The following is a 24,088-nucleotide window of genomic DNA, read 5'->3' on the forward strand; positions in this document are numbered from 1 at the left end:
TCTCAAGACATTGAATAATTATTTATTCCAATCAGCAGTTGAACTGCTGTGATTTATAAGTTTAACTGAGGTCATTTAAGCCTCGGAATTAGTTGTAAATATTTGAAAATCAAGGGATGAAAATACTTGCAAAATCCTTGGAAATCAGTAACTTAAAGTAAAAAATACCCCTATTTTTTACTTGTTATGATTCCCAAGGACAAAGAGTATAGACTAATAAAAATCTATATGTATATCTGCGATATGTACGAACAAAGCCTCAAATACCATTGCCAAAGATACAGCAATAATTCGAAACCGTTGTTCTCCGACGAGGAAATCCTCACGATTTATTTCTTTGTCGGTCATGAGCAGAAGTACACCCTCATCAAGGATATTCACAACTTCGCTAAAGAGTACTTGCGCGACTGGTTCCCGAACCTGGTGTCCTATCAGACATTCAATTACCGTCTCAACAGGATGGCCGGTGCTGTTAGGGAACTGTCCTCGCAGTTATTAAGGATGTTCAGGCCTTCTGACTGTCAGGATGATACCGTGATTGTTGACTCGATGCCGATAATCACATGCTGCGGAAGAAACCGTACAGGCAAGGTCGCCAGAGATATCGCAGACAAAGGATACTGTTCCACCAAGAACCTGTACTATCATGGACTAAAGCTTCACATGGTAGGATATCGCAGGAAAGGGCATCTTCCTCATCCGTGCCAGATAGCGCTCTCTCCTGCCTCCGAGAATGACCTGAAGGTCTTCCAGAGCGAATGCATGCCGGATCTTTTCAACAAGAAGATCTTCGCTGACAAGATATACCGAAGCAATGACTACTGGGAGCAGGAAAGACGCGATAAGGCCAATGAGTTCTACGCTCCCGTCAAGTCAATCAAAGGGGCTCCTGAAGAAGAGAAGCAGAGAAGTAAGGCCGCTGATGACATTTATTCTCAAGCCGTTTCATCTGTCAGGGAACCCATTGAAGCGCTATTCAGTTGGCTGAACGAAAAAACAAATATTCAAAGAGCTTCAAAGTGCCGCTCTTCTTGCGGACTGCTAATTCATACGATGGGAAAGGTAGCCATCGCATTTTTATACCTTATTTTCAACTACTGATTCAAATTATTTACTTGTTTTTGTGCCCGTTGGATTTAGGTTTGAATAAGGCATGAAGTCTTATCACGCACACCAACAATGTTTCATAATCAACATGAAAGTAGAGGCGTTCATCTTTCAGACTACATTGAAAGTGAATCCGATAGCGGCATGAAACGGTTCTCCCTACAGGACGGGCAGATGAGCAACTGCATGCTCTCTGCCCGTTTTCTATGGTACAAGGCAATTATAATAAAGCCATTTTTATTTTTCCCTGAAAAAAGTGTCGGTTATTTCATTGCAGAACAAAACATTTTTCTAATTTTGTATTTGAAGAAGTATTCACTCTAATAAACTGATATGTATGACAATGGATACATTGTAAAATGTCGCTCGATTTTAACAAATGATATTTGTTTGAGCGAAGCTTCGCATAAAGCGGACGTTTTTCTTGTGTGCATTAGTTACCTTACATATTCCCTTAAAAAGTGTATTAATAATTTGGCAGTGTGGAAAATTCGTGTAAACACACACACACACACACACACACACACAATTATCGCGCGTCAATATATAATAAAACATTTAATTTACAATGGATTACCGGAATCAATTATCCGGGGTTATCCTTGTCTTACGACAAAAGTTCCTATAAATACTCATCCTCTGCCATATTGTCTCAAAAAAGGCAGGATATTTTTATGGTCCGACGGTACTGGGGAGCGTTCTCTGCGCCCGAATATCGTCGGTTTTTTGTTTCCACCCATAACAGTCTGAAATCTCTTTTAGTGTTTAAGTATCTATGATTGGAATATATGGAAATAAACAAACCATGCCTGAATCCCAGAAAAAAGAACTTTTTTCCGCAGGTATTACCTATATGGTAAGTGGCGAATATGCCTTTGCCTTCTCCTGTTTCACGCAGGCAGGAAAGTCTGACCTGCCGACACTTTACAACAAGGCGTTATGCTACTACTACCTTTCTCTGTATAATGACTGCCGTTCCCTGCTGTTGGAAGCGGAGAGGCTGCTGCCACCGTTAACGGAACGTCTGCCGGAAAACCTGCCGGAAGCCGTCCTCCGCTGGGAATACGAAAAAAGCCCTGCCGGTTGTCCCATGCCGGAGGATGCTCCCGATAACCTCGCCGCCGTACAACTGTTGAGGCTGAAAGCGAAAGTGTCGGCCAGACTGCACCTGCACACGGAGGTGCGGACTATCCACGCCCGTTTGGGCAATAAATATCAACACATTGAAGAACTGATAAAAAACATACAACCATGAAATACAGTGACATATACAGACTTTATTCGACAAGTCAGCCGAAGGATGCAATTCATCAGGCGCTCCGGGAAGTGCCCGTCGATGACAGCGACGAACAGTACGAAGACCGTTCTCCGTTGCATCTTGCCTGCCAGTATGGAGACACGGAGGGGGTCAAGATACTTCTTGAACGTGATGCCGAACCCAACACGAAGGATGCAAACGGTTCCACCCCGATTCATATCCTCGGCAGAACCAGTGCCGGCTGTGCAGATGAAGACAAACTGAAAGAAATAGCCGTCATGCTCATAGAACAAGGAGCGAATATACCGCGTTCGGCCAAGAATACGACGGCCCTTATCGAGTGCATAAGGAACCGTCATTTCAAGATGGCGGAAGCGATCATAGATTCCGGAGCACGCGTCAACTCAACCGACCTTAACGGCGAGAACGTGCTTTTCGGTTTTTGTGCCGCTTCAGGCGACATCAGAAGGGATATCCGGTTCGCGAAAAAGGAACTGGACGAATCCGTACAATACCGTTACCCCGAAAACAAGATAGAGGAAATCAGGAGCAGGATTGCAAGGCTGGAGGATGATGGCGAAACCGCCTACCGACTTGCCAGAAGGCTTGTTGAAGAAGACAAGGCCGATCCGGAAGACAAGTCAAACAGTGGAAAGACAGCCTGGGATGCCGCCATAGAGAACAAGGCGATGAAGATCGCGGCCTTCCTTTCCGGAAGCGACCCCGATGTTGACGAACTTTCGGCCTTGCACGGCAACATGGACATATTCCAGGCTATGTACATGAAGGATATGGAGGCACTGGATGCCATTCTGCGTTCGGGTGCAGACCTGCAGACGGTGTGTGAGCACAAGGATATGTATGACTTTGAAAGCAAGTCGCCCCTCGCTTGTGCGTTCAGTTGGTTTGACAGCATACAGGATGCTCCGGCCATGATTCTGAACGGCGGAGCGAATCCGAATTACCGTTTCCCGAATGAAGAGACGGCTTTTTCGGTATGGGTGAGTAAGGACTATTTCTGCAAGGATACCGAGGTTTACAAGGGGCTGCTTGACCTGATGAAGGAAAAAGGCTGGAATCCCGAGCTTCCTGTTGATACGGAAGGCAACACGGCACTTGCCCTTTCCTGCCGCCATACCGGCTACAGGTTGGGTAAAACGGCATTCGGTTGGCTGCTCAAGGGAAAGGCCGACCCCAACGCCGCCAATCTTTCCGGCCAAACTCCCATGATGATTCTCTTCGGTGGTCATAAGGCGAACGAAAAATATGTGCCTTACGGCTGGTCAGCCGGTTCTGACGACCCCACGGAAATCCTCGAAAAGCTTCTCGAAGCCGGAGCTGACGTGAACAAGACGGACAACCGGGGAAACACCCTCCTGCATTATGTGGCGGCATGTTGTCGTGACAGCATGGCACAGAAAGCGATTGAACTCCTGCTGGACTTCAAGCTGCCTGACGTAAATGCCGTAAACAATGAAGGCAAAACGGCCATGGACGTGGCGGCAGACTACAACAATGACAATCTCGTAAGACTATTATTGAAATATTCTTAAACAAAGATATATGGACAACAACCAGACATTTCTCAATGCTTGCCGAAACGGGCAGAAAAGCATTGTCCAGATATTCCTGAAAAAGGGAGGAATTGACATCAACAAAAGGGATCAGGAAGGAAACACTGCTCTTTATTATGCCTGTCAGAAAGGTTACAGGGACATAGTGGCTCTGCTTCTTGACAACGATGCCGACGCGTCATGTATCAACAACCGTTCCGAAAGCCCGCTCCACGCGGCGGCACGGAGCGGCAACAAGGAAATCCTCGGGAAGCTGCTCCAGAAGGGGGCCGACATCAACGTGACGGACAATGAAGGACGAACCCCGCTAATATGCCTGCTTGACAACAAGCGTACAGATGCCGCCCTTTTCCTGATGGATCAGGGAGCCGATACGGAGGTCGCCGATGCCTCCGGCCACAAGGCCATCGACTATGCCACAGCCCACGGGCTGCGGGAAGTGGTCGCCCGACTCTCGTGCGGGAATGACCGGGATGCACGTGGCAACACCCCGCTTCATCAGGCCGTGTATAACGGACAGGGTGAAATTGTCCGCACGCTGCTCCTGTCAGACAAGTCCATGCTTGACTCGACGAATGACGGCGGAGAGACTCCGCTGATACTCGCCTGTATGCAGGGGAATCTTGTCATGGTCAACCTTCTTCTCGGGACCGGAGCCGATCCCGGCAAAGCTATGCTGAGCGGCAATGCCCCGATACATTACGCGGCCATTTCAGGTAACCGCTTTATAGGCGAGGCTCTGCTGAAGGCCAAAGCTGCGGTTGACGCACAGAATGACAACGGGGAAACCCCGCTTATTCTTGCAGCCAAGGAGGGCCACAACGATTTTGTGTCCGTCCTGCTTGAATTTCACGCGAATGTTAGCATCTCAGACAACCTCCAGCACACCGCCCTGTACTATGCAGGAGAGCGCGGCTTCAACGAAATCGTGGAAAAACTTCTTGAAAACGGAGCGGAATAAACAGGTAAGATATTCATTAACAAATTTAATATTAGAAAGATATGGCAGAAGAAACCAAGAAGACACCTCAGACACCCGAGGAAATCGCAAGAGAAGCACAGGCTCAGGCCATGAAAGCAGCACTGGAACAGGCGCAAGCCTTGTATGGCAACGTACCCGGATTTGAAGGCACCGACCTGATGAAGATGCATGAAAAGCTGATGCAGGACTCGGCCGAGATGTTCCCGGGAGTTGCGGAGGCACAGGCATACCAGGCAAAGATGATGGCAGAATCCGCCCAGGATCCCGAGGCGATAATGGAGACCTACAGCAAAAACATCGAGTTCGCAGGGAACATGATGCAGCAGGCAATGAATGCCGGATTCATGCCGGAAGGTTTACCGGATTTCTCGGACGGTTTTGACGTATATGCAGGTTGGGAAATCACCCGCAAGGGCGACAACAGCCTGACACCTGAACAGAACAGACTTCTGGCTTATGGGGCACCTCTGTTCCTATACAACGATGACAACGTGGACTCCCTTGAAAGTACAGCAGGCACGGACACCCTTAAGGAAATGCTTGAGGAATGGTGGGAAGTTACTGACAGGAAGAGTGCCCTGGAGACCATCTCATGGCTGCTGAACGAAGGCCAACATGCCGGTGCGGATCCGGCCTTGACTGAAATCCGCCAGCGTGGAATCGAGGCCATCACCGAGGAAGAAAAGGCGGACGAGGACAGCAAGATCGGCGATGCGTTCACGATAGCTGAATTTGTAATGGGAGTAAATGAAACGACGGAAGCGGACCTGCCCGAAACCGTGCTGGCATGGGACCTTGTACGTGCCGTGAACATGGCCCGTTGGGCTTTCATCTGCGGCTACATCAATGAAGACGAAATGTGGGAAGCCATCAGAACCACTGCCGGCATAGCCAAGGAATCCTTCAATTCGTGGGAAGAATACGGCAACAGCTTTGCCGTGGGACGCGGAATATGGAGAGGCGAAACAGATGACTACGAGACTGCGGATGAAGTCGTGGGAGCGCTTCTCAATAAAGAAGATTCCCCTTGGAAGGCAATCGAATGGTAGAATCCGAAAAAAATAGGATCAACAATATCTTAAAAGTTTTACGATTATGGCACTTTTCAAAAATGCAGCAACAGAATGGGAGAAAACCATGACAGAGAATGATCTTGACCAAATGGAAGCACAAGGTCTTGACGTAAGTAAATACAGGGAGAAACTGGCCGCACGGCGTGCAAAGGAGGCCGAAGAAGCCAAGCGAGACAGGGAACTGTACAAGAACCCGACACAGCTTGACAAGATGAAACCGTACATGCAGACGCCACGCAGTTCTGAGACCGAGTTCTTCAAGAAACTTGCAGGAAAGGCACCATGGCTGGGCAAAAGCAAGTGGTTGAGAAAATTCACGGAAGGATATATCGTTTACGCGGGGATTGTCAGTGCCCCGGCAGAGGCGTGGAAAGGCGTGAAGCACAAGGACGACTCTTTCCATGGTATTGGCATATACGCACTGGACAAGGGACACATGAACGATGTGGAATGGCTGAAGAGAGTGATGGAAAAGCTGCGCAACATGTGTGAAGGCAGGCAGCCGGTAGCTCCCGGATGTGAGGGCGTAGTCAGTCTTGCCAAGGAGGAGGACTGCTGGTCAACCGTGAAACTGAGTGGTGAAATCGTGGAAGGCGCCGATGTGGAAGTAAGGAAACTTGTCCTTTATTACAAGGAACTTCCCCAAGGCTATCTTCCTTCAGACGGCATCGTCCCCCACTTCTACTGGGAAGGGACAATCAGAGTCATACCGGCTGAATTGTATGTCTAAATCCATCTGAAAATATGATTATAGCCGTTATATGTATTATCGTGGTACTGCTCATAATTATTTTATGGGCAGTATTCACTAACAACAGCCTTATTGCAAAGAAGAACCGGGTCAAGCAATGCAGAAGCGGTATCTGCGTGGTCCTCAAACAGAGGAATAACCTGATCCCCAATCTTGTCGCATCCGTAAAGGCATACATGGGGCACGAGAATGAGATTCTCACCCGCATTGCCGATTTGCGGTCAAGGGCTTCGAACGCTACAGAGTCCGAGCAGATAAAAAGCGGTACGGAAATGTCCTCGCTTCTGTCAAGACTGAATGTGGCGGTGGAAGACTACCCGGAGCTGAAGGCGAACCAGCAGTTCCTTCATCTTCAGGTCCAGATCGAGGACATGGAGAATGAGCTGCAGGCAATCCGGCGCACCTACAATGCCGCTGCTACCGATTATAACAATTACATTGAAATGTTTCCGTCGTCGATAATCGCATCCTGGCGCAAGCATGAGCAGCAGGAGTTGATAGAGTTCCCGGAAAGTGAGATCAAGGAAGTGAAAGTGGGAGAATTATTCAAGTAAAGCATGGAAGAAAGTCAGAATATAGATTTCAAGGGCATTTCCCTTCACATGAAGAAAGAGATGTCCCGTATCAGGATGCTCCGGATTGTGTTCCGCATCCTGACCTCCATTGTCTATCTGTGTACCGTCGTGTGGTTCGGTTTCTGTATCTTCGGCGGATTCCTCGTGGACCGTACTGACTATGAGACTTCCGTCACCACGGGAAAATACCTCATGATAGGCTTTGCCGTATTTTTTGTACTTCATTTCGCATTCATGAAATGTTTTGCCGCGCTGAACAAGAGGGAAACCTACACGATGGCCCACATCATCTACCTGCTGTTCCCGGGAGCAAGGTACAATCCTTCCGGTTCCATACAGCCGAAAGTCTTTGCGGACAGCCGCCTGTTCGGAACGGCATTGTCATCGGGCAATTCGGTAAGTTCGACCTGTTACGGCCGTCTTGACATTCCCGTCGGAAATGACATGATGACTGTCGTGGATGCCGGTGTGACTTCAGCCAATTCGAAAGATTTCTCGGCCTTCAACTTCCTTGAAGTGCCGTACCAGTATTTTATCCGTCCGATATTCGGAGTCAGGATAGAGAGCACGATGCACAGTTTCAGGGGCATGTTCGGGTGCTGCAAGCTGAACCGCACCTTCAGGGGCTACGTGATGCTGCTGCCCGACCATCTGGAAAACAAAATCGGCTACCTGGCGCAAACAATCCAGGGAATGAAGGAAAAGTACGGGGCAAAATTCGTACATTTGGAAGACCCGGAGTTCGAGAGGCATTTTGCCGTGTACGCGGATGACGAGGTGGAAGCCCGCATGGTGCTCACCCCGGCGATGATGCGGAAGCTGACCGCCCTGCGGAAATCCTTCAGCCGTGACCTGATGCTCTCCTTCAACGGGAACATGTTCTACTACGCATCCGACACTCCGGACGGTTTCTTACGTCCCGGCAGGAAGTCGCTGGATGACGAACATCTGCTGGAACAACTGTACAGGGAGGTGAACTTCTGTCTCACTGTAGAAAATGGAATCAAATAATCAACAATAATCGAAAACGAATAAAAAGAATTACAACATGAGCGAACTTAAAAATCTGTCAGCCATTCTTGAAGGAGGTGCTGTTCCGGCCGGTTATAACGGGAAAGCAATCGGCAAATTGTCTAAGACATACCTCAAACTGGAAAACCGCAAAGTAGTAAACCTCTATCCCATCAGAACCGTGATGCACGAAGACAGCCGCTATTGCCTGTATGCCTGCCCGTTGAAAGGGACTGAAATTGACGAGGCCACCCTTCAGAGCATCAAGGCTGAAGTGGATACGCTGGAAATCGGTGAAATCCGTTATGATTCCGTACAGTCCTGTGGCTATGACTATTACATAGTAGATCCTGATACAGGCCGTCATATACTGACAGGACAACGGGATATGGATTCGGTAATGGAAATAAGCGATCATTATGACGGCGTCATCCTGTTCAGCAAATCGGTATTCTCGCCAAGAAAGGCCAATCAGCTTGATTGTGCCTATGCCTTGATCGGCATTGAAAAACAGCCCAACGAGTTCAAGATAGAGGCTATTCCTAATAGCGCGATAGGCCAAGCACCTACGATACTGGAATTTGAAGCTCCGCAGGAATCGCCTGCTGTCGAAAAATACAGGTCGGCCATGACGGTCCTGTCCATAATCATCACCGCGGCTCTGCTTATCTGGTACTTTTTCATAAAATAATATCACCGAACGAATAACTTCACTAATATCCGAATATGGCTACATTCAATTATTCTTCCAAATCGTCCATCAAGGACAATCTGACTGAAATCCTTGTCGGTGCCGGACTGATAATAGTACCGGTAGTTTATCCTTTCGGTATAAAAGTCGGTACACTTCGCATCCTCGGACCGTTACCAACAGCCATCATCCTTGCCCTTGTCGGACTGTACATGCTGTTCAGAGCCTGGCGGAAGATACATAAGGCCCGCAAGTTGGCTGCCAAAAGCTGTATCATCACGGTTGACGGCGATAAGGTGACATACCCGGTCATCGTGAAAGGAAATGTTGAGATGCGTTCTTTTACATTGTCGGAAATATCCAGTTCAAACTACAATTACGACAATGGTATTCTGACAATCACCCTCGCCAACGGCTCAACGGCCAAATTTGACGTTGATTTCTTTGACGGACTGCCACAGCTTAAAGAATTTGCGGCGCTCTTGAAAAAATAAACCGGTGAGATATGGAATGGTTGGATAAAATAAAGGATTTTCCGAATCTGATACAGCAGGAACCCCGCTACGGCTATCTGGTCGTGGCGGGCCTGCTTCTGATATGGCTTGTCGGTGTCATCTGTGGCTGGAAGTGGACGTATTCCCGTCCGGGTAGTACAGGAGGTAACTTCTGGATGAATCTGCTCGGTCCGAAAACTTTCCGGTTCTGGCTGGGAGTGATTCTTGCCGTCGGGATAGGACTGTCTCTGTACCTGTTCTCTATTTCCGGCAAATAGCTGAGTGCTCTTTCCCGGATGCCACCTGTAAACTTAAAAAGTGATTGAGTATGAAAACAATTCCAATTATAACCTTCTTCCTGTGCACGGTGATGTATGCCCATGCACAGCTTAACATCGTTCCCAAGAACGATGGACTGAAAGAGTACACGGTGACAAATGCCCACCCCTATGACAGCCTGACGAACGTGGAGAAGCGGAGTTTCACTTCCCTTCCGGGACAGACCCTGTACATGCATGGGGTAAAAAATGACAGGAACGGCTACTGGGATGCTTTCTACACGGTCAATTTCCTTACCGGGGATGACCGAACGGTGTACAAGGCGGTCAACATCAGTACCACCCCTTCTAAAGAGGTAGTGGGGAAATATTACGAGGTAGTGAAGGTCTGGACAAAGACAGACTACCTGTCGGCTGGATGCTGCCTGCTGCTCCGTGAAAAAGAAAGCGGTGATGAGATGTATTACAACCCATTCAGGTATCCGCTGAGCATGACCTGTATAGGGTAGTATTATGAGAAACTGAAACGCTTTGTCGGACAGACATTCCTGTCACTTGCCAAGGCCGTCGAGACCGAGGACGGTCAGGTAATCACCCCGGCTGAAGGTGCGGAGTACCGTTGTGTGGACATCGGCCTGAAGATGAACAGTGACGGGGCGTTTCTGCTGATGGAAGGTGCTGACGGTGTCCGTGTGGAAGCATTTCCTATAGGCGGTGACGAGGTGTACGAGTTTGTAAGCACGGCACGTATCGGCCAGCTGGAAAAACGGTACGGCGAGAAATACGGGAAGCTGATTGCCTTCCGCAAGGTCGATACCGGCATGACGAGGGAAATGGTCATCGCCGCGTGGGGCGAACCATACCACAAATCGGAAGTCAAGAAGGAAGGCAGGACTCTGGAGACATTGCGCTTTTCCGACAACCGCTATGTTGAACTGCTTGACGGGGAAGTACAGTATGTGCGCATCTATTGAACGGAGCGCAACCTTTATCTGTAAAGTCACAGGCAGGGCCTGCATTTATCGTATATTAACAGATGAAAGTACCAAGGAATCAGGGTAAAATACCTATCTTGCGCAAGAATCTTCAATAATTGACGACTCAAAAAGAAAGAACTATATGGAAAAGGATAATATCAAAGGATGCTTTGTCTCGTCCGTGTTGCTTTCACAAAATCAATGGGACAAGAAACAGTTCATCCATGACTTCGAGGAAGACTGGGGAATCGTCCTTACCGATGACGACGACAACGGGGACGTACTTGTCGGAATGTTCAGCGGCATGACATTGGCAATAGCCATCATGCCCGGTCCCGTACCCAACGGAGAAGCGGAACACTATGCACAGGGCAACTACCTGTGGAAAGATGCAACAGAAGTGGCACGACAACACGAGGCTCATATCCTCGTATCCGTGACCGGAGACCAATCCAACCTGCTGGAGAGAGCCAAACTGTTCACCAGAGCCACGTCTTCCTGCCTGAAACAGTCCTACGCTACAGCGGTATATACCGACGGTATGGTGTTCCAACCCGAATTTTACAGGGATATGGCCGCACTCCTGCAAGAAGATGAACTGCCCGTCATGGACTGGGTATGGTTCGGCATCTACCGCACACAGAAAGGAATCCCCGGCATCTATACCTACGGACTGAGAAAATTCGGGAAAGAGGAAATCGAAGTGTATGCCCCTGCCGATCTGAGTGACATCCGTGATTTCCTAATGGACATCGTGCATTATATCCTGTCGGATGATGTCACCTTGCAGGACGGGGAAACCATAGGATGCTCCGAAGAACAGAAACTTGCCATCACGCTTAGCGAAGGCATCGCTTTGGACGGCATGACATTGAAACTTGAATATCCGGACGAATGAGAAAGGTAAAGGGAAACATAAGAAAAATGCTTGCGGCCATCGTTCTCACGCTGCTGTGTTGTTCTGCCTTCGCACAGCGGATCGTGGAATCCGGTGACTTGCGAACCACCACGGACGAACAGCATGGAACAGTCGTCCATTATCTGAAGGGCGGAAAACGTCCGCTATCGGGCAAATTCCGTATCTTGCGGGGGCAGGATGAGGAAATAGTGCATTTTTCCAAAGGGGTTATGCAGGGCGAGTACAGGCGTTTCCGCAACGGCAGCCTGCGGGAAAAGGGCAAGTATACCGACGGCAGACGGCATGGTCTGTTCGTTTCCTATCATCAGGACGGAAAGACACCGCAACGGGAAGCACCCATGCAGTACGGGAAGATAGACGGTACGGTAAGGACATGGTTCAGCGACGGGAAGCCGGACATGGTTCAGGAATATAGGCAGGGCAAGCGGAACGGCAAGGAACAACGCTTTGACCCGAAAAGCGGCAAGCAGATCTACGAGGCAAACTATACCGACGACCGGAAAGAGGGAAAACAATGGAAAATCAGCGAGGATACCACCGAGAGATGGGTCAGCAAAACCGTCAGCCACTATAAGAACGGCGAACTGGACGGCCCCTACGAATACACGGCCCACCTACATGGCAAGCTGTACGCCTACAAATCCGGCTCGTACAAGAACGGCTACAAGCACGGTTCGTGGAAAGAAATCGACCGGGACGATATCGCAGTCCAAGGCGAATACACCGAGGGACGCGAGACGGGACACTGGATACGATATGATATCATAAGCGGAGAAATCCTGAACGAGTGGGACCGGTAAAATTTAAAAAACATGGAAATATATACTCCAAAACCCAAAATCAAACTTTCTCCTGTGGTAAGAAACGGGAGAGAATTTGTCGAAGTGACTTTCGGTAATGACAATGACATCCGCTTGTCGCTGTCGAAGGAAGAAAACGTACTGCTTGTCGGTGGCAGAGCTTATCTGCCGGCAGAGAATTTCGTGCTTGCCGAGTTCTTCGACCGCTATGTGAAAATGGCGTTTATAGACTATTCCGCCATCAAGGAAACCGCACCCCGTAAAGAGGAAGACAAACGGCCGCCACTGCCGGAAGGTTATCTGGAAAAACTCCAGCAAGTGCGTTACAGTGACCATACCGTAAGGGTATATACCTCCTATTTCCGCGATTTCCAACAATATTTCGAGGGGCGTAAGATTGAAACGGTTACTCCCGACGAGATAAACGACTACCTGCTGTATCTCATCCATGAGAAAAACATATCCTCCTGCCAGCAAAACCAGCGTATCAACGCCATCAAGTTCTATTACGAGAAAGTTCTCGGTCAGGAACGGCGGTGTTACAAGGTGAACCGTGCCAAACGGGAGAAGACGCTGCCCGACGTGTTGAGCAAGGAGGAAATAAAGAAAATACTCGACGTGACAGTGACAGACCTGCGTTTCTTCTGTATGTTCTCCATACTCTACTCCGCAGGGTTGCGCATCAGCGAACTGCTGGAACTGAAACCCGGCGACATCAACGAACCCCGCTCCCTGATACGGGTGCGTCAGGGAAAGGGCAAGAAAGACCGCTACACCCTGCTGTCAAAACCGTTGATGAAAAAGCTGACGGAATATAACAGACTATACAAACCGAAAGTGTGGCTCTTTGAACACAGACCGGGCGAACCTTTCACCGAGAGTATCGTGTCGAAACGGTTGAAGGCTGCGGCTCGGGAAGCGGGAATCACGAAACGGATTTATCCGCACCTGCTGCGCCATTCGTTCGCCACCCACTTGCTGGAGCAAGGAACCGACATCAAAATTGTGAAAGAGCTTATGGGACATAACAACATCAAGACAACGGAAAGGTATGTCCACATAGCCGACACTTTCAAAAGCAATATCAAAAGCCCGTTGGACGATCTGTTGATGGAGGAAGACGAGGTCTGATACTTAAAGAAAATAACAACCAAATCGGCTGATAGTATAACGTTCAAGACAATAAACAACTAATAATCAAATGATTAGATATTAAAATGGAGTAAAAAAGGATTTGTGTGCGAGCTATGAAAGAAGTGCTAAACGACATATATACAGACGGTTGCAAAGAAAAGAAGTACCGCTTGTCCGATTTCTTCAATCGGTGGTGGGACGAATACGCACAGCACCCGGCGGAGTACATCACCCCCGAACAGTACAAGGCGGTGAACGCTATCCGTGTATGTCGCACAACCACTTTGGGGATAGATACATACGTTTGTCCCGATTGTGGGGAAGTACGGGAAATCAGCCATAGTTGCAAACACCGTTTTTGCCCGTCATGCGGCTGGCGTGACACGCTGAAATGGGCGGCACGCATGAAAGAAAAGATGCTGCGGGTGCCACACCGCCATGTGGTGATGACCTTGCCGCATATCCTGCTGGACTTGGTGAAGCGCAACAGGAAAGAAATGCTGAATATACTGATGCGTACTTCGGCTGAAACGCTGAAAGACTGGATGATGCACAAGTTCGGCTTGAAAACCGGGGTAATTGCCGTACTACATACCTACGGGGAAACGAAACAGCTCCATGTACATACGCACATGATTATGTCATGGGGCGGCATAGATAACGACGGTAAGATAGTCATCCCCGAACATGACTACGTGCATATCCCCTCTATCTGTAAGGTATTCCGCTACAAGTTTGAACACGCCCTGATAGAGTTGTTCGATGCGGGCAGGCTGGAGCATGACTTCCGTGACCGCATGGAGTTTATGGGCTTCATCAAAAAAGTGGCAAACAAAAAGGACTGGATAGTGCATTTGGAACCACCCATACAGATGCCGGAACAGGTGATACAATATGTGGGCAGATATTCCAAACGGGCGTGCCTGAGTGAATACAAGATTACGGCAATGGACGGCGAAAACATTTCATTCCGTTACCGTGATTACAAAAACTCACCCGACAGGAGGAACCCGGTTGAAAAGGAACTGACGCTGCATTACCGGGAGTTCTTCCCCCGGCTGCTGCAACACGTTCCACTGCGCTATTTCCGCATCGTGAGGTACTACGGCTTCTATTCCAATAAAGGCAGCCTGCCGGAAGAATACTTCGGGCAGGATGAAAGCGAGATAGAGGAAGCCGAGTTGCAACAGGCAGAAAGCGGATATGAAAACCCGTATTTCTGCGAGCGTTGCGGACGGACGAGAGTTTACAGCCACACTACGGTAACGGGTGGCGGCATGACATACACGGTAATACTGGAGCATTGCGACATACACCGGAAAAAAGCGGCATGACAGCAACATGGGATAGCTATGTCCTGCCGTGAACAAGAACAGTGAAATCCCATGAAAAGAAAGAAAGGAGAACTGAAAAATGAATGAAATACGGATAAGAGCAGTAATGAAACGAACGGGGTGCGGGCATGAACTTCACACCTCTTTCTGCCGGAAACAGCAGTCAAAAATTGAAGTTCTATATAGTATGTAATAAAGGAAATAAAAATTGTCTCGAACATGAGGATGAACCGCCCTAAACGGTCGGCTATCCTCTAAACATTATCAGTAAAAAGAATATGAAACATTTGAAGAAGAATTGCATCTATTTTATTGTGATTTTTACTATCGCTGTGGCGTGTGGCTTTGCGGGACTTGTAATCAAGGAAGTGAACAAAGGTACATTTTATGATCTGCCTACAGAAGAAGCTCTTAGCTTTTGTGTGCAGCTAGGACTGACAGCATTTACATCTCTGATTCCATACAGTTTGAGCGTTGCAACCTTCCTGGTCTTTTGGGCTATGGATAGAGAAAAGTGGACCGGTTTTTTCCGGACATTGGCAATCGGTCTGATTCTTGTCCTTCCTTTGTCGGCAATGACTTATTATTATGACTGGTTTGTGCGTCCACAGATGATGGTCATATCCGTCGGAAAAATAGTTGATATGAACCACAGCTATCCCCGGTCACTGGCGGACAAGTACGGTATAAGCATAGAACAGATATTGAACAAAAAGCCGATGTCTATGTCTAAAACAAAGCTGATAGCCCAGATTGATTCTCTTGAAACATCTTTTCAGGCTGATATTGACACATGCGGTCTGCTGCTCTCAATACTTCCGGATACCTTAGCATCAAAAGCCTATGACAGCTACCGATTGAGAGAAATCGGAGTTGTGTATCAAGATGCCGTTCATCCTGTTGCCAACGAAGACAGTCTGAGGTTGGTAGCACATACAGAATTGTACCAGCACGCAATCGGTGCATGGGAAACTTCAAACGAACTGCGACGTCATAGACTGGAATATTTTGGCAGGACTCTCAATACCGGGTATATATACATCGCTTATATCTTGTTTGCCTTCTTAGGTTATCTGCTCCGCTTCAAACCGATAAAGAAAATATTGGCTGTCTTTGCAATACTGATTGTAGCCGCCTGGATTTATCATGAAATAAATTCTATTGTTCAGGAATATGCAAAGAAACTAAATACGGAATCCCATCAAATTGTGGACGACACCTATAAAGAGATAGATGCGATAAGGGAAAGCAAACAGAGAGAAATGAAGACAGACACACAATTAGAATAATTGTTTTAACTACAATAAACTAAGAACCATTAGATTAAATAATGAAAAAGATATAATACTGATAACAACGCAGGATAACGGTAAGCCATTCCCTGCTGAACATTCAAAGCTTGAAGGAAAAGATTGAACAAAAAAAATAATGCCATGAAAAAAATCAATATTGGAGATTGGGTTACACAATATAGAACGGGTTATTGGAAAGTGAAAGAGTTGCATCCGAAGTACTCACCATTCGATTGTGACAGGTTGCACAAAGGCGAACCAATTGGTGTTGAAGCTGTGCTACAGAAAGCTTTCAACAATACATTCAAATTTAACATGGAAATGTCCACATGTGATTTGTCGCTGTGCCAACATGTAACCAAAGCTGTTATGAGAAAGATTGAAAAGTATTTCAAGGAACATCCTGATGATGAAATAAAATTTGAGACATCACAACTCCCTGTCCCGCCAAACGTTACTGCCATCCACTTGAATATAGATGATGCCCAACGCGATCACATTTCATCGCTATTAAACATTGAGTTACCTAATCTAACATATCCAAAGGTAAAAGAAATCTTGTCCGATAACGGTTTGACAGAGGTTTTGTGCGGAGCAGAAAACACGTTGCTCTTTCTCTACGGATATTCATGGGAACAGAATGAAAATTTTGACATGATTTATTCCAAATACGATTTTAAGAGAAAGTAAAACTCAATGGCAAAATAGCGAAAGCAATTTCTTAATTTACTTATTAAAGTAGTTATAAGACTGGAAGAACATGAGAATGTATTACGTAATCGGGGTTCTTATTACACTATTTCTTGCAAGCTGCGGAGAACCGCCTATGCCGCCAAGCGATGAGGAAATGATACGCCACTTTGCCACGCACGAGGCGGCGTTCCGTAAGGTGTACGAAATCATGTCAGAGAGTTCAGAAGGTAGTTTTCACTACCCGCCACTTTCTCCTGACGGGATCATTATACTTGATTCAATAGAGCAAAGTGATACATCCTATGAATCAAATGACGAACAAGACATCCCGGTATATGGGCTGTTAAAGCCAGACCGAATCCTACTCGACTCCCTGTTATCAGAGATTGGATGCGGTTTTATCCTTGTTGATCGCAGGGAATGGGAAACGGCAGATTCGGTATATGTGAGCCTTTTTATGCCGTACTACTCCCACAGTATCGTAGATGCAGGAACGTCCAAGAGTTTCGTTTACGATCCCGGATTGAGAAGCCGTCGGAATATCCGTATCACCGAACATGGCGACCTAAACGAGATCTACCGCAGGACGTACAACGACACCACGCTTTACAAGCCCATCAAGGAAGGTTGGTACATCGAGTTAGACCATTTACGATAACCTGAAATGATGAACAAAACAATATGAAATCAAGATTGGTATTAAGGATATTGTGGGGACTATGCTGTCTGCTATTGCTGTGGATGGTTGTCAGTGATTCTATACAATTCTCAAAGCATCCGGAACTTTACCCGATAGGTTGTGAAGGATTAGGTTGGAGCTATGAATCTTCCGAAAACTATATCTTTACAAGCCGGGTGGCGATTGGTTGGAGTGCCATCGGCTTTGTCGCATCTGCCTGCTATCGTTTCAAGTATAGCGGAAAAATACTGTTGGTACATTTTGTACTGACACTACTTCGATGTTGTTGGAATTGTATAGTCATTTATGGATAGGGGTTTGCTTTATTGTCCCTAACTAACGATTAAACGCCGGGAAACTTTCGGGCGAGACAGCTCCACCGACCTTAGGGAGAACGTCCAAACAAGCATCCCCAAAAAATGCTTTTGAGCATACCATAGAAAAAAGGAAGACCGAATGTTCTGAAGTTTCTTCCTTATGATATATATTTGTAATTGAGCGTGCGACAAGAAGTCGTACAAGTAATTGTTCAGCATGATGTCTGAACCTGTTGTTCCGTCAACAGTAGCCTAAAGAGGCATGCTTTACGAGTAATTGTTTGGTGTGAAGCCCTCTTGACAATATGGTTCTATGCAGAAATATCCAATGCATAGGCTGTTAGGCTGACCGATATGAGTAACGTATGTGAACCGCTGCACCATCGTAACAAATGAATAGCTTACGGATATTTACAAGCTATAGCCAAAAAGGCGGGCAGTCAGGTTAGTTCTCTGTTTAATAGGACTACACGGATGTAATACTGCCGGTGGACGGGCGGACTCTAAGTTGGTCGTCAGTTACTTGTATGGAACTTGGTAAGCCCGTATCTCTCCTGCCTATATATAACAGGTAAGCCAATCGCAAGAGAAGCCGAATGAGGTGCGGGTAAAGGATTGCGGAGAAAGCGAACGCTTCCGTGTAATGCGGAGGATAGAGGTTTGAACGTCACCTCATGCGAAAGCAGGCAGACTTCCGCAGGGTAATTCTTTGTGAAACGATTGTAGAACTTTAATGAAATGAAGAAACAGCAAAGGAGCGAGGCGAAAGCCGAGTGTGCATCTTCAGCCAAGGATAACACTACATGGAAAGACATTGACTTTCATAAGTGTGAATGCAAGGTTAGAAAGCTGCAAATCCGAATAGCAAAGGCTCATACAGGAAAGAGGTACAACAAGGTGAAAGCCTTGCAGTTCTTACTTGTCACTTCGTTCGAAGCCAAGGCATTGGCGGTAAGGAAAGTGACATCCAATAAAGGTAAACGCACGGCAGGGGTTGACCACATAAAGTGGGATACCGATGCCAGGAAAATAGAAGCTATACGTTCTTTGACACGGAGAGGATATAAAGCCCTCCCATTGAAAAGGGTTAACATACCTAAGACAAACGGCAAGACAAGACCGTTGGGAATACCGACCATGAAAGACAGAGCCATGCAGGCGCTGTACCTTATGGCCCTGGAACCCATAACGGAGAATGAAGCGGATGCAAACTCCTACGGATTCAGAAAGTTCAGAAGTACGGCAGATGCGATAGACGCACTCCACAGATGGCTAAGCAAGGATTGCTCTCCCGAATGGATATTGGAGGGAGACATAAAAGGCTGCTTCGACCATATCAGCCATGAATGGCTTCTCGATAACGTACGAATCGACAGGCAGATATTAAGGAAATGGCTTAAAAGTGGAGTTGTATTCAACAAGCTACTTCAACCGACTATTGAAGGTACACCGCAGGGTGGCATCATATCACCGACACTTGCAAATGCAACTCTTGACGGTATGGAAAGAATGCTCAAAGAGAAGTATAAGGCAAGTTGCGTGAATGGAAAGATGTACTGCCCCAAAGTCAATCTCGTAAGATATGCGGATGACTTCATTGTCACAGCTGACAGAAAGGAGACATTACTTGAAATAAAGGGAATGTTGACAGCCTTTTTAAAGGAAAGAGGACTTACACTATCCGAAGAGAAGACACTGATAACACATATCAGTGAGGGAGTTGATTTCTTAGGCTTCAATGTACGGAAGTACAACGGAACATTGTTAATAAAGCCGTCAAAGAAAAGTCAGAAACGTTTCACTGACAAACTGCATGAGGTTGTGCTGACCAAAGGTAAGGCACTATCACAGCAGGAGTTGATAGAGAAGCTAAATCCTATAATAAAGGGATGGGGTAACTACTACAGCCATGTGGTATCAAAGAAAGTGTTCTGCCGATACGACCATATCTTAATAAATCAACTGAAAAGATGGTCATATCGCAGACATACCAATAAGTCAAGGGAATGGATAAGGAAGAAGTATTTTATCCATGAAAGTGGCAGGAACTGGATTTTCGGTTTTGAATATGTATGTGGAGGAATAAAGGAGAAGTTCACATTAGATAAACTGACTGATATTCCAATCAAGCGACACATAAAGATAAAATGCGAAGCCAATCCGTTTGACCCATTATGGGACGAATACTTCGAAAGACGGAAACTCAAGAGTGCCCGTCAACGTGCGTGAAGAAAACCTTATCGGAGACAAGTCATCGCAAGATGATTATGAGCCGATTTAATTTTATGAGAATTAAATTTAGAATTATCGGAGCTGTATGCGGTGAAAGTCGCACGTACAGTTCTTAATGGGGAAAGCGGCAGTAATGCCGCCGACCTACATAACGAAATGAAAAGATTGCCATAAACAGCGATTGGCTGCCGAACATTATGTTTAGAATGAAGAAACAGGAATATAAAGAGCAAGAACGACATTATTATTTCTTCGACTATCTGTTTTGGTTGGGAGAAATAACATGGGAGCATTATCACAAGGTCAGGAATGTTCGGGGGATTTTTTTTCTTTTGGGCGTTCCCGTGGGACGGTCGGGCTTTACGTTTCAAGTCCTCGCCTAAAGGCTGTGGGCTTTACTCTGCAATCCCTAACGCATGGCTGAAAAGTCCTCTTGCCGGTGTTCTTCTTCATACAGCCTCATGCGTTCTTGTAATGCTTCTTTTAAATTGTCGCTTTTTTTCAGTCCGAGTTTGGCACGTATGTTCGCTCGTTGGCTGGTTATGTTTCCGCTACTCCGATGTAATAATTCGCATATTTGGCTGACGGTCTTGTCTTGCAGTATTAAACGGCAGATGTTTAATTCGGACGGGGATAAATTGGGATATATTCTCCTGATTGTATCAAGTTTACTTTTTTCCTTTTTCTGGTATGCGGCAAGGGCTGTAAAAAGATTTTCTTTGGATTGTTCCCCTATTATGTTTAACAGGGAGCTTGTCTTTTCTTCCGGGTTATTCTCGCTTAACAACTCGGCGAACGCGAATAGTTCTTCCTTTTTCATTTGGAGACGTTTCAAAAGCATTTCCTCTTCCTCTTTTAGCAAGTTGCTACTTTTTAGCAAGCTGCTGATATTACTGTGTAAGGATCTTCCTAATAAGGGGATCATGGTGTATATGATGATGATCAAAGGCAGATAACTGTATAGGAACGGTTCGTCGGTGATAAGTGTGCAGATTGTATAGGAAGCTATGGTAAGGGAGGACAATAGGATGGAGATATTACTCATATAGGCACAGATGGAAAGCATGGTAAATAAGAGAGAGATAGTAATGTTACTCATTATCAATGCTCTTTGATAACTATATTCATATCCGCTACATATTGAGCAATAAATTATTTCGATAAAAATCTCGATATGTATGGCTATCAGTATAATGGAAAAGGTCGTGGTCAGATTTACTCTCTTTTTAAAATAAGCGAGAGTGCACATAATGATAAACAGGAATAATACGCTGTTAATATAATAAAACTGTTCATTGGGAAATGGAACTGAATATATGTATATGGGTGCGCATAAGACCAGCATGAGCAGGGATAGATGAAAGACTCGTTTTTGTTGATACGTTATTATCATTTCTCTTTCTTTTTTGTCGTAAGTTTGAGTTTTTATTGAACTTAGAAAAGAGGCGGCTTTTGTGCTGAATATCATGTATTTTATTGTTTTAAGTGTTATTAAGTATGATGTTTCTTGCAAAGATAACTGTTTTTTTGTATGTTTAAGTACTTTTCTTTATGATGTTAAGTATTTTTAGTTGTTGTGTAAGCATGATTGGCTGCTATGGTAAGTGTTGTAGTTGTTGTGTGGTCGTCTTTTTAAGTATTTATAAGTTTAAAATGTTTGTTTTTTGCTTTGGAAGCTGGTTTATAAGTGTGTATTTTTGCGGTCGAAATTCAAGGGGGTGTAAAAGCCTGGGTTTGGATTGTCATATTAACAAATGATTAAATGACGAAAAGAGGTTTTTATATTAAATGTGTATTGTTCGTGCTCGTGTTGAGTATAAGCGGAGAAATATCCGCTCAGGAGAAGCGTGATTCGGTAAGGATCTATTTTCATCAAGGAAAGGTAAATATAGATACATGTTTACTTGACAATGGGAACGAGATGGAGCGGTTTGCTAAAATCTGTTCCGCATTGAACGACTCCGTCCGTCTTATCAGGAAAATTCAAATAATAGGAGGAGCTTCCCCGGAAGGAGGGGGGCTGTTGAATGGAAGGCTGTCTGAAAAACGAGCAGAGGTTTTGTGGCGGTATATATCACCTTATATAAAGATTCCGGTATTGGAGAGGGATTTTCATTTTTCGGGAAGCGACTGGAACGGACTTATAACGATGGTGAGAGCGGATGTGAATGTTCCGGAGAGGGAGGATGTCCTTCGTTTGTTGGAGAAGATCGTCCGTTTGGAAAACCAGGACAGCCCTTATTTGGAGGGAGAACTGAAAAGACTGAAAGGGGGGAGGCCATACTCATATTTGTATAAATTCCATTTTCCGAAACTTCGTTCGTCGATGGTGAAAATATGCTATGATAGTGATCCGATAAATCCCGTCAGAGATACGGTATATATACATACACGTGATACGTTGTGCATCCGTGATACCGTTACCGTCATAGCTCCGGTAAAGAAACGGCCGTTTTGCATGGCGGTGAAAACAAACTTGCTTTATGACGCTGTTTTGATACCTGACATCGGGGTTGAGTTCTGTTTGGGGAAGAACTGGTCTGTGGCCGGGAATTGGATGTATGCCTGGTGGAAAAGTGATCGGAAGCATAATTATTGGCGTATCTATGGGGGAGATGTGGAGTTGCGCCGCTGGTTCGGTCGGAGAGCGGTGGAAAAACCGTTTTCCGGGCATCATGTCGGATTGTACGGGCAGATCGTCACCTATGATTTCGAATTGGGTGGGAAAGGTTACTTGGGGGATAAATGGAGTTACGGGGGAGGCGTGGCTTACGGCTACTCGTTACCTGTGGGACATCGGTTCAATGTGGATTTCACGTTGGGAATCGGCTACCTTGGAGGATCGTACAAGGAGTACATCCCTTTGGACGGTCACTATGTATGGCAGACCACTAAAAAACGCCGCTGGTTCGGCCCGACCAAGGCGGGTATCTCTTTGGTGTGGTTGATCGGCCGTGGCAACTACAACGAGAAGAAAGGAGGCAGGCAGTGATACGGATACGCTTTTGTCTGGTGTTCATATTTTTATGGATAGGACTGACGGCTTGTGAGCATAAGGATTTATGTTACGATCATCCGCACTTTGCCAAGGTGCGGGTAGTATTCGACTGGACCAAGATTTCCAATCATGACAAGCCTGAAGGCATGAGGGTCGTATTTTATCCGACCGACGATGAAAGCAACACGTGGATATTTGATTTCCCCGGAGGAGAGGATGGGGAAGTGGAGCTCCCCGAGAATGATTACCGGGTAATTTGCTTCAACTACGATACCGACGGGATGGTTTGGAAAGAAAACGGCAGTTACACGCTTTTTACTGCCGATACGCGTGATGTTCGGTCGCCGGATAACCGGACAATGGCTGTCACCCCACCCTGGCTGTGTGGCGACCATATAGACAGAGTTATCCTCAAGGACATTCCGGGAGGAAGCGCGGAGATAGTACGGCTAACTCCCGTAAACATGGTATGTCACTACACGTATGAGGTGAACGGTCTTCGGGGACTGGATAGGGTGGCGGATTTGCGGGCTGCTCTTTCCGGCATGTCCGGCTCGCTTAACATGTCCGGCGACAGTTTGCCCGCCGGTCTTTCGGAGAGCCTGCTCTTTGATGGAATGGTTTCACGGAATCAGATTATAGGCGGATTCTATACGTTTGGACATTCCGCACTTGAAGGAGAGCCCAATGTTTTCCGGCTGTATCTCAAGAACCGTTCCGGCAGCATGTCTGTATTGGAACAGGACGTGAGCGACCAAGTGCATGATGTCCCGGTAGCGGGGCATGTCGGTGATGTGCATCTGGTGTTGAATTTTGATTATGAGGTACCATCCGAGCCGGGAAGTGGCGGTCCGGGATTTGATGTGGACGTTGATGATTGGGATGATGTGAATGTGGATATAGTGTTGTAATCGAGTTT

At 46.5% G+C, this 24,088-nt stretch carries 24 protein-coding genes; 23 read left to right on the forward strand and 1 reads right to left on the reverse strand.

Features of this window, described 5'->3' with window-relative positions:
* Positions 1–186: 186 nt before the first annotated feature.
* The 21 genes from ACGHP5_RS05305 to ltrA all read left to right on the forward strand — a co-directional run bounded on the left by ACGHP5_RS05305 (position 187) and on the right by ltrA (position 20,168).
* Positions 187–1,101, forward strand: a complete 915-nt coding sequence (locus ACGHP5_RS05305; protein WP_390568185.1) for a transposase — start codon at positions 187–189, stop codon at positions 1,099–1,101.
* An 811-nt stretch (positions 1,102–1,912) separates the two neighbouring features.
* The gene (locus tag ACGHP5_RS05310; protein WP_009316599.1) at positions 1,913–2,362 is read left to right on the forward strand and encodes a hypothetical protein; all 450 of its coding nucleotides are present in this window, start codon (positions 1,913–1,915) and stop codon (positions 2,360–2,362) included.
* A complete protein-coding gene (locus ACGHP5_RS05315) occupies positions 2,359–3,918 on the forward strand; it encodes an ankyrin repeat domain-containing protein (protein ID WP_009316598.1) in 1,560 nt (519 codons plus the stop codon). The genes ACGHP5_RS05310 and ACGHP5_RS05315 overlap by 4 nt, the downstream gene beginning before the upstream one ends.
* A 10-nt stretch (positions 3,919–3,928) precedes the next feature.
* Positions 3,929–4,900: an ankyrin repeat domain-containing protein gene (locus ACGHP5_RS05320; RefSeq protein WP_009316597.1), complete on the forward strand. Its 972-nt coding sequence runs from the start codon at positions 3,929–3,931 to the stop codon at positions 4,898–4,900.
* 41 nt (positions 4,901–4,941) lie between these two features.
* On the forward strand, positions 4,942–5,970 hold the full coding sequence (locus ACGHP5_RS05325; protein WP_009316596.1) for a DUF1266 domain-containing protein: 1,029 nt from the start codon (positions 4,942–4,944) through the stop codon (positions 5,968–5,970).
* A 46-nt stretch (positions 5,971–6,016) separates the two neighbouring features.
* Entirely contained in the window at positions 6,017–6,724 is a 708-nt protein-coding gene (locus ACGHP5_RS05330; protein ID WP_018665638.1) for a hypothetical protein, read from the forward strand.
* 14 nt (positions 6,725–6,738) lie between these two features.
* The gene (locus tag ACGHP5_RS05335; RefSeq protein WP_009316594.1) at positions 6,739–7,299 is read left to right on the forward strand and encodes a LemA family protein; all 561 of its coding nucleotides are present in this window, start codon (positions 6,739–6,741) and stop codon (positions 7,297–7,299) included.
* 3 nt (positions 7,300–7,302) lie between these two features.
* A complete protein-coding gene (locus ACGHP5_RS05340; RefSeq protein WP_004328545.1) occupies positions 7,303–8,331 on the forward strand; it encodes a DUF3137 domain-containing protein in 1,029 nt (342 codons plus the stop codon).
* Between the two features lie 37 nt (positions 8,332–8,368).
* Positions 8,369–9,022, forward strand: a complete 654-nt coding sequence (locus ACGHP5_RS05345; RefSeq protein WP_004328544.1) for a hypothetical protein — start codon at positions 8,369–8,371, stop codon at positions 9,020–9,022.
* Between the two features lie 35 nt (positions 9,023–9,057).
* On the forward strand, positions 9,058–9,516 hold the full coding sequence (locus ACGHP5_RS05350) for a hypothetical protein (protein WP_009316593.1): 459 nt from the start codon (positions 9,058–9,060) through the stop codon (positions 9,514–9,516).
* Positions 9,517–9,527: 11 nt separating this feature from the next.
* Positions 9,528–9,794, forward strand: coding sequence for an immunity 17 family protein (locus ACGHP5_RS05355; protein ID WP_004328542.1), 267 nt, complete (start codon positions 9,528–9,530; stop codon positions 9,792–9,794).
* 50 nt (positions 9,795–9,844) lie between these two features.
* Positions 9,845–10,303, forward strand: a complete 459-nt coding sequence (locus ACGHP5_RS05360; RefSeq protein WP_244076158.1) for a hypothetical protein — start codon at positions 9,845–9,847, stop codon at positions 10,301–10,303.
* A 132-nt stretch (positions 10,304–10,435) separates the two neighbouring features.
* Positions 10,436–10,768 carry a hypothetical protein gene (locus ACGHP5_RS05365; RefSeq protein ID WP_270652456.1) on the forward strand — a complete coding sequence of 111 codons (333 nt, stop codon included), beginning with the start codon at positions 10,436–10,438 and terminating at the stop codon, positions 10,766–10,768.
* 145 nt (positions 10,769–10,913) lie between these two features.
* A complete protein-coding gene (locus ACGHP5_RS05370; RefSeq protein ID WP_009316592.1) occupies positions 10,914–11,669 on the forward strand; it encodes a DUF4261 domain-containing protein in 756 nt (251 codons plus the stop codon).
* A complete protein-coding gene (locus ACGHP5_RS05375; RefSeq protein WP_009316591.1) occupies positions 11,666–12,490 on the forward strand; it encodes a toxin-antitoxin system YwqK family antitoxin in 825 nt (274 codons plus the stop codon). Before ACGHP5_RS05370 ends, ACGHP5_RS05375 begins: the two co-directional genes overlap by 4 nt.
* 12 nt (positions 12,491–12,502) lie before the next feature.
* On the forward strand, positions 12,503–13,621 hold the full coding sequence (locus ACGHP5_RS05380; RefSeq protein WP_009316590.1) for a site-specific integrase: 1,119 nt from the start codon (positions 12,503–12,505) through the stop codon (positions 13,619–13,621).
* 116 nt (positions 13,622–13,737) lie between these two features.
* A complete protein-coding gene (locus ACGHP5_RS05385; RefSeq protein WP_008620106.1) occupies positions 13,738–14,958 on the forward strand; it encodes an IS91 family transposase in 1,221 nt (406 codons plus the stop codon).
* A gap of 278 nt (positions 14,959–15,236) precedes the next feature.
* Entirely contained in the window at positions 15,237–16,247 is a 1,011-nt protein-coding gene (locus ACGHP5_RS05390; RefSeq protein WP_009316587.1) for a hypothetical protein, read from the forward strand.
* Between the two features lie 144 nt (positions 16,248–16,391).
* Entirely contained in the window at positions 16,392–16,940 is a 549-nt protein-coding gene (locus tag ACGHP5_RS05395; protein ID WP_009316586.1) for a hypothetical protein, read from the forward strand.
* A 70-nt stretch (positions 16,941–17,010) separates the two neighbouring features.
* A complete protein-coding gene (locus ACGHP5_RS05400) occupies positions 17,011–17,601 on the forward strand; it encodes a DUF4948 family protein (protein WP_009316585.1) in 591 nt (196 codons plus the stop codon).
* A 1,076-nt stretch (positions 17,602–18,677) separates the two neighbouring features.
* Positions 18,678–20,168 (forward strand): group II intron reverse transcriptase/maturase, encoded by a 1,491-nt coding sequence (ltrA, locus tag ACGHP5_RS05405; protein WP_115649163.1) that lies wholly within the window; start codon positions 18,678–18,680, stop codon positions 20,166–20,168.
* A 412-nt stretch (positions 20,169–20,580) separates the two neighbouring features.
* Here the strand turns inward: ltrA and ACGHP5_RS05410 are convergent, their stop codons facing one another.
* The gene (locus ACGHP5_RS05410; RefSeq protein WP_018665648.1) at positions 20,581–21,639 is read right to left on the reverse strand and encodes a LuxR C-terminal-related transcriptional regulator; all 1,059 of its coding nucleotides are present in this window, start codon (positions 21,637–21,639) and stop codon (positions 20,581–20,583) included.
* A gap of 294 nt (positions 21,640–21,933) precedes the next feature.
* On the opposite strand from ACGHP5_RS05410, the gene ACGHP5_RS05415 reads away from it, so the two are divergent.
* On the forward strand, positions 21,934–23,163 hold the full coding sequence (locus tag ACGHP5_RS05415) for a DUF3575 domain-containing protein (RefSeq protein ID WP_390461219.1): 1,230 nt from the start codon (positions 21,934–21,936) through the stop codon (positions 23,161–23,163).
* Positions 23,160–24,080, forward strand: a complete 921-nt coding sequence (locus tag ACGHP5_RS05420) for a DUF5119 domain-containing protein (RefSeq protein ID WP_120096625.1) — start codon at positions 23,160–23,162, stop codon at positions 24,078–24,080. Before ACGHP5_RS05415 ends, ACGHP5_RS05420 begins: the two co-directional genes overlap by 4 nt.
* Positions 24,081–24,088 lie beyond the last annotated feature (8 nt).

Source organism: Alistipes sp. i18-0019-D1, from assembly GCF_042852885.1.
GTDB lineage: Bacteria > Bacteroidota > Bacteroidia > Bacteroidales > Rikenellaceae > Alistipes.

What these genes read in the sequence shown, in the direction of transcription:
- ACGHP5_RS05305 (WP_390568185.1), top strand. Translation starts at nt 187, where the DNA reads ATGATTCCCAAGGACAAAGAGTATAGACTAATAAAAATCTATATGTAT.
- ACGHP5_RS05310 (WP_009316599.1), top strand. Translation starts at nt 1,913, where the DNA reads ATGCCTGAATCCCAGAAAAAAGAACTTTTTTCCGCAGGTATTACCTAT.
- ACGHP5_RS05315 (WP_009316598.1), top strand. Translation starts at nt 2,359, where the DNA reads ATGAAATACAGTGACATATACAGACTTTATTCGACAAGTCAGCCGAAG.
- ACGHP5_RS05320 (WP_009316597.1), top strand. Translation starts at nt 3,929, where the DNA reads ATGGACAACAACCAGACATTTCTCAATGCTTGCCGAAACGGGCAGAAA.
- ACGHP5_RS05325 (WP_009316596.1), top strand. Translation starts at nt 4,942, where the DNA reads ATGGCAGAAGAAACCAAGAAGACACCTCAGACACCCGAGGAAATCGCA.
- ACGHP5_RS05330 (WP_018665638.1), top strand. Translation starts at nt 6,017, where the DNA reads ATGGCACTTTTCAAAAATGCAGCAACAGAATGGGAGAAAACCATGACA.
- ACGHP5_RS05335 (WP_009316594.1), top strand. Translation starts at nt 6,739, where the DNA reads ATGATTATAGCCGTTATATGTATTATCGTGGTACTGCTCATAATTATT.
- ACGHP5_RS05340 (WP_004328545.1), top strand. Translation starts at nt 7,303, where the DNA reads ATGGAAGAAAGTCAGAATATAGATTTCAAGGGCATTTCCCTTCACATG.
- ACGHP5_RS05345 (WP_004328544.1), top strand. Translation starts at nt 8,369, where the DNA reads ATGAGCGAACTTAAAAATCTGTCAGCCATTCTTGAAGGAGGTGCTGTT.
- ACGHP5_RS05350 (WP_009316593.1), top strand. Translation starts at nt 9,058, where the DNA reads ATGGCTACATTCAATTATTCTTCCAAATCGTCCATCAAGGACAATCTG.
- ACGHP5_RS05355 (WP_004328542.1), top strand. Translation starts at nt 9,528, where the DNA reads ATGGAATGGTTGGATAAAATAAAGGATTTTCCGAATCTGATACAGCAG.
- ACGHP5_RS05360 (WP_244076158.1), top strand. Translation starts at nt 9,845, where the DNA reads ATGAAAACAATTCCAATTATAACCTTCTTCCTGTGCACGGTGATGTAT.
- ACGHP5_RS05365 (WP_270652456.1), top strand. Translation starts at nt 10,436, where the DNA reads ATGAACAGTGACGGGGCGTTTCTGCTGATGGAAGGTGCTGACGGTGTC.
- ACGHP5_RS05370 (WP_009316592.1), top strand. Translation starts at nt 10,914, where the DNA reads ATGGAAAAGGATAATATCAAAGGATGCTTTGTCTCGTCCGTGTTGCTT.
- ACGHP5_RS05375 (WP_009316591.1), top strand. Translation starts at nt 11,666, where the DNA reads ATGAGAAAGGTAAAGGGAAACATAAGAAAAATGCTTGCGGCCATCGTT.
- ACGHP5_RS05380 (WP_009316590.1), top strand. Translation starts at nt 12,503, where the DNA reads ATGGAAATATATACTCCAAAACCCAAAATCAAACTTTCTCCTGTGGTA.
- ACGHP5_RS05385 (WP_008620106.1), top strand. Translation starts at nt 13,738, where the DNA reads ATGAAAGAAGTGCTAAACGACATATATACAGACGGTTGCAAAGAAAAG.
- ACGHP5_RS05390 (WP_009316587.1), top strand. Translation starts at nt 15,237, where the DNA reads ATGAAACATTTGAAGAAGAATTGCATCTATTTTATTGTGATTTTTACT.
- ACGHP5_RS05395 (WP_009316586.1), top strand. Translation starts at nt 16,392, where the DNA reads ATGAAAAAAATCAATATTGGAGATTGGGTTACACAATATAGAACGGGT.
- ACGHP5_RS05400 (WP_009316585.1), top strand. Translation starts at nt 17,011, where the DNA reads ATGAGAATGTATTACGTAATCGGGGTTCTTATTACACTATTTCTTGCA.
- ltrA (WP_115649163.1), top strand. Translation starts at nt 18,678, where the DNA reads ATGAAGAAACAGCAAAGGAGCGAGGCGAAAGCCGAGTGTGCATCTTCA.
- ACGHP5_RS05410 (WP_018665648.1), bottom strand. Translation starts at nt 21,639, where the DNA reads ATGATATTCAGCACAAAAGCCGCCTCTTTTCTAAGTTCAATAAAAACT.
- ACGHP5_RS05415 (WP_390461219.1), top strand. Translation starts at nt 21,934, where the DNA reads ATGACGAAAAGAGGTTTTTATATTAAATGTGTATTGTTCGTGCTCGTG.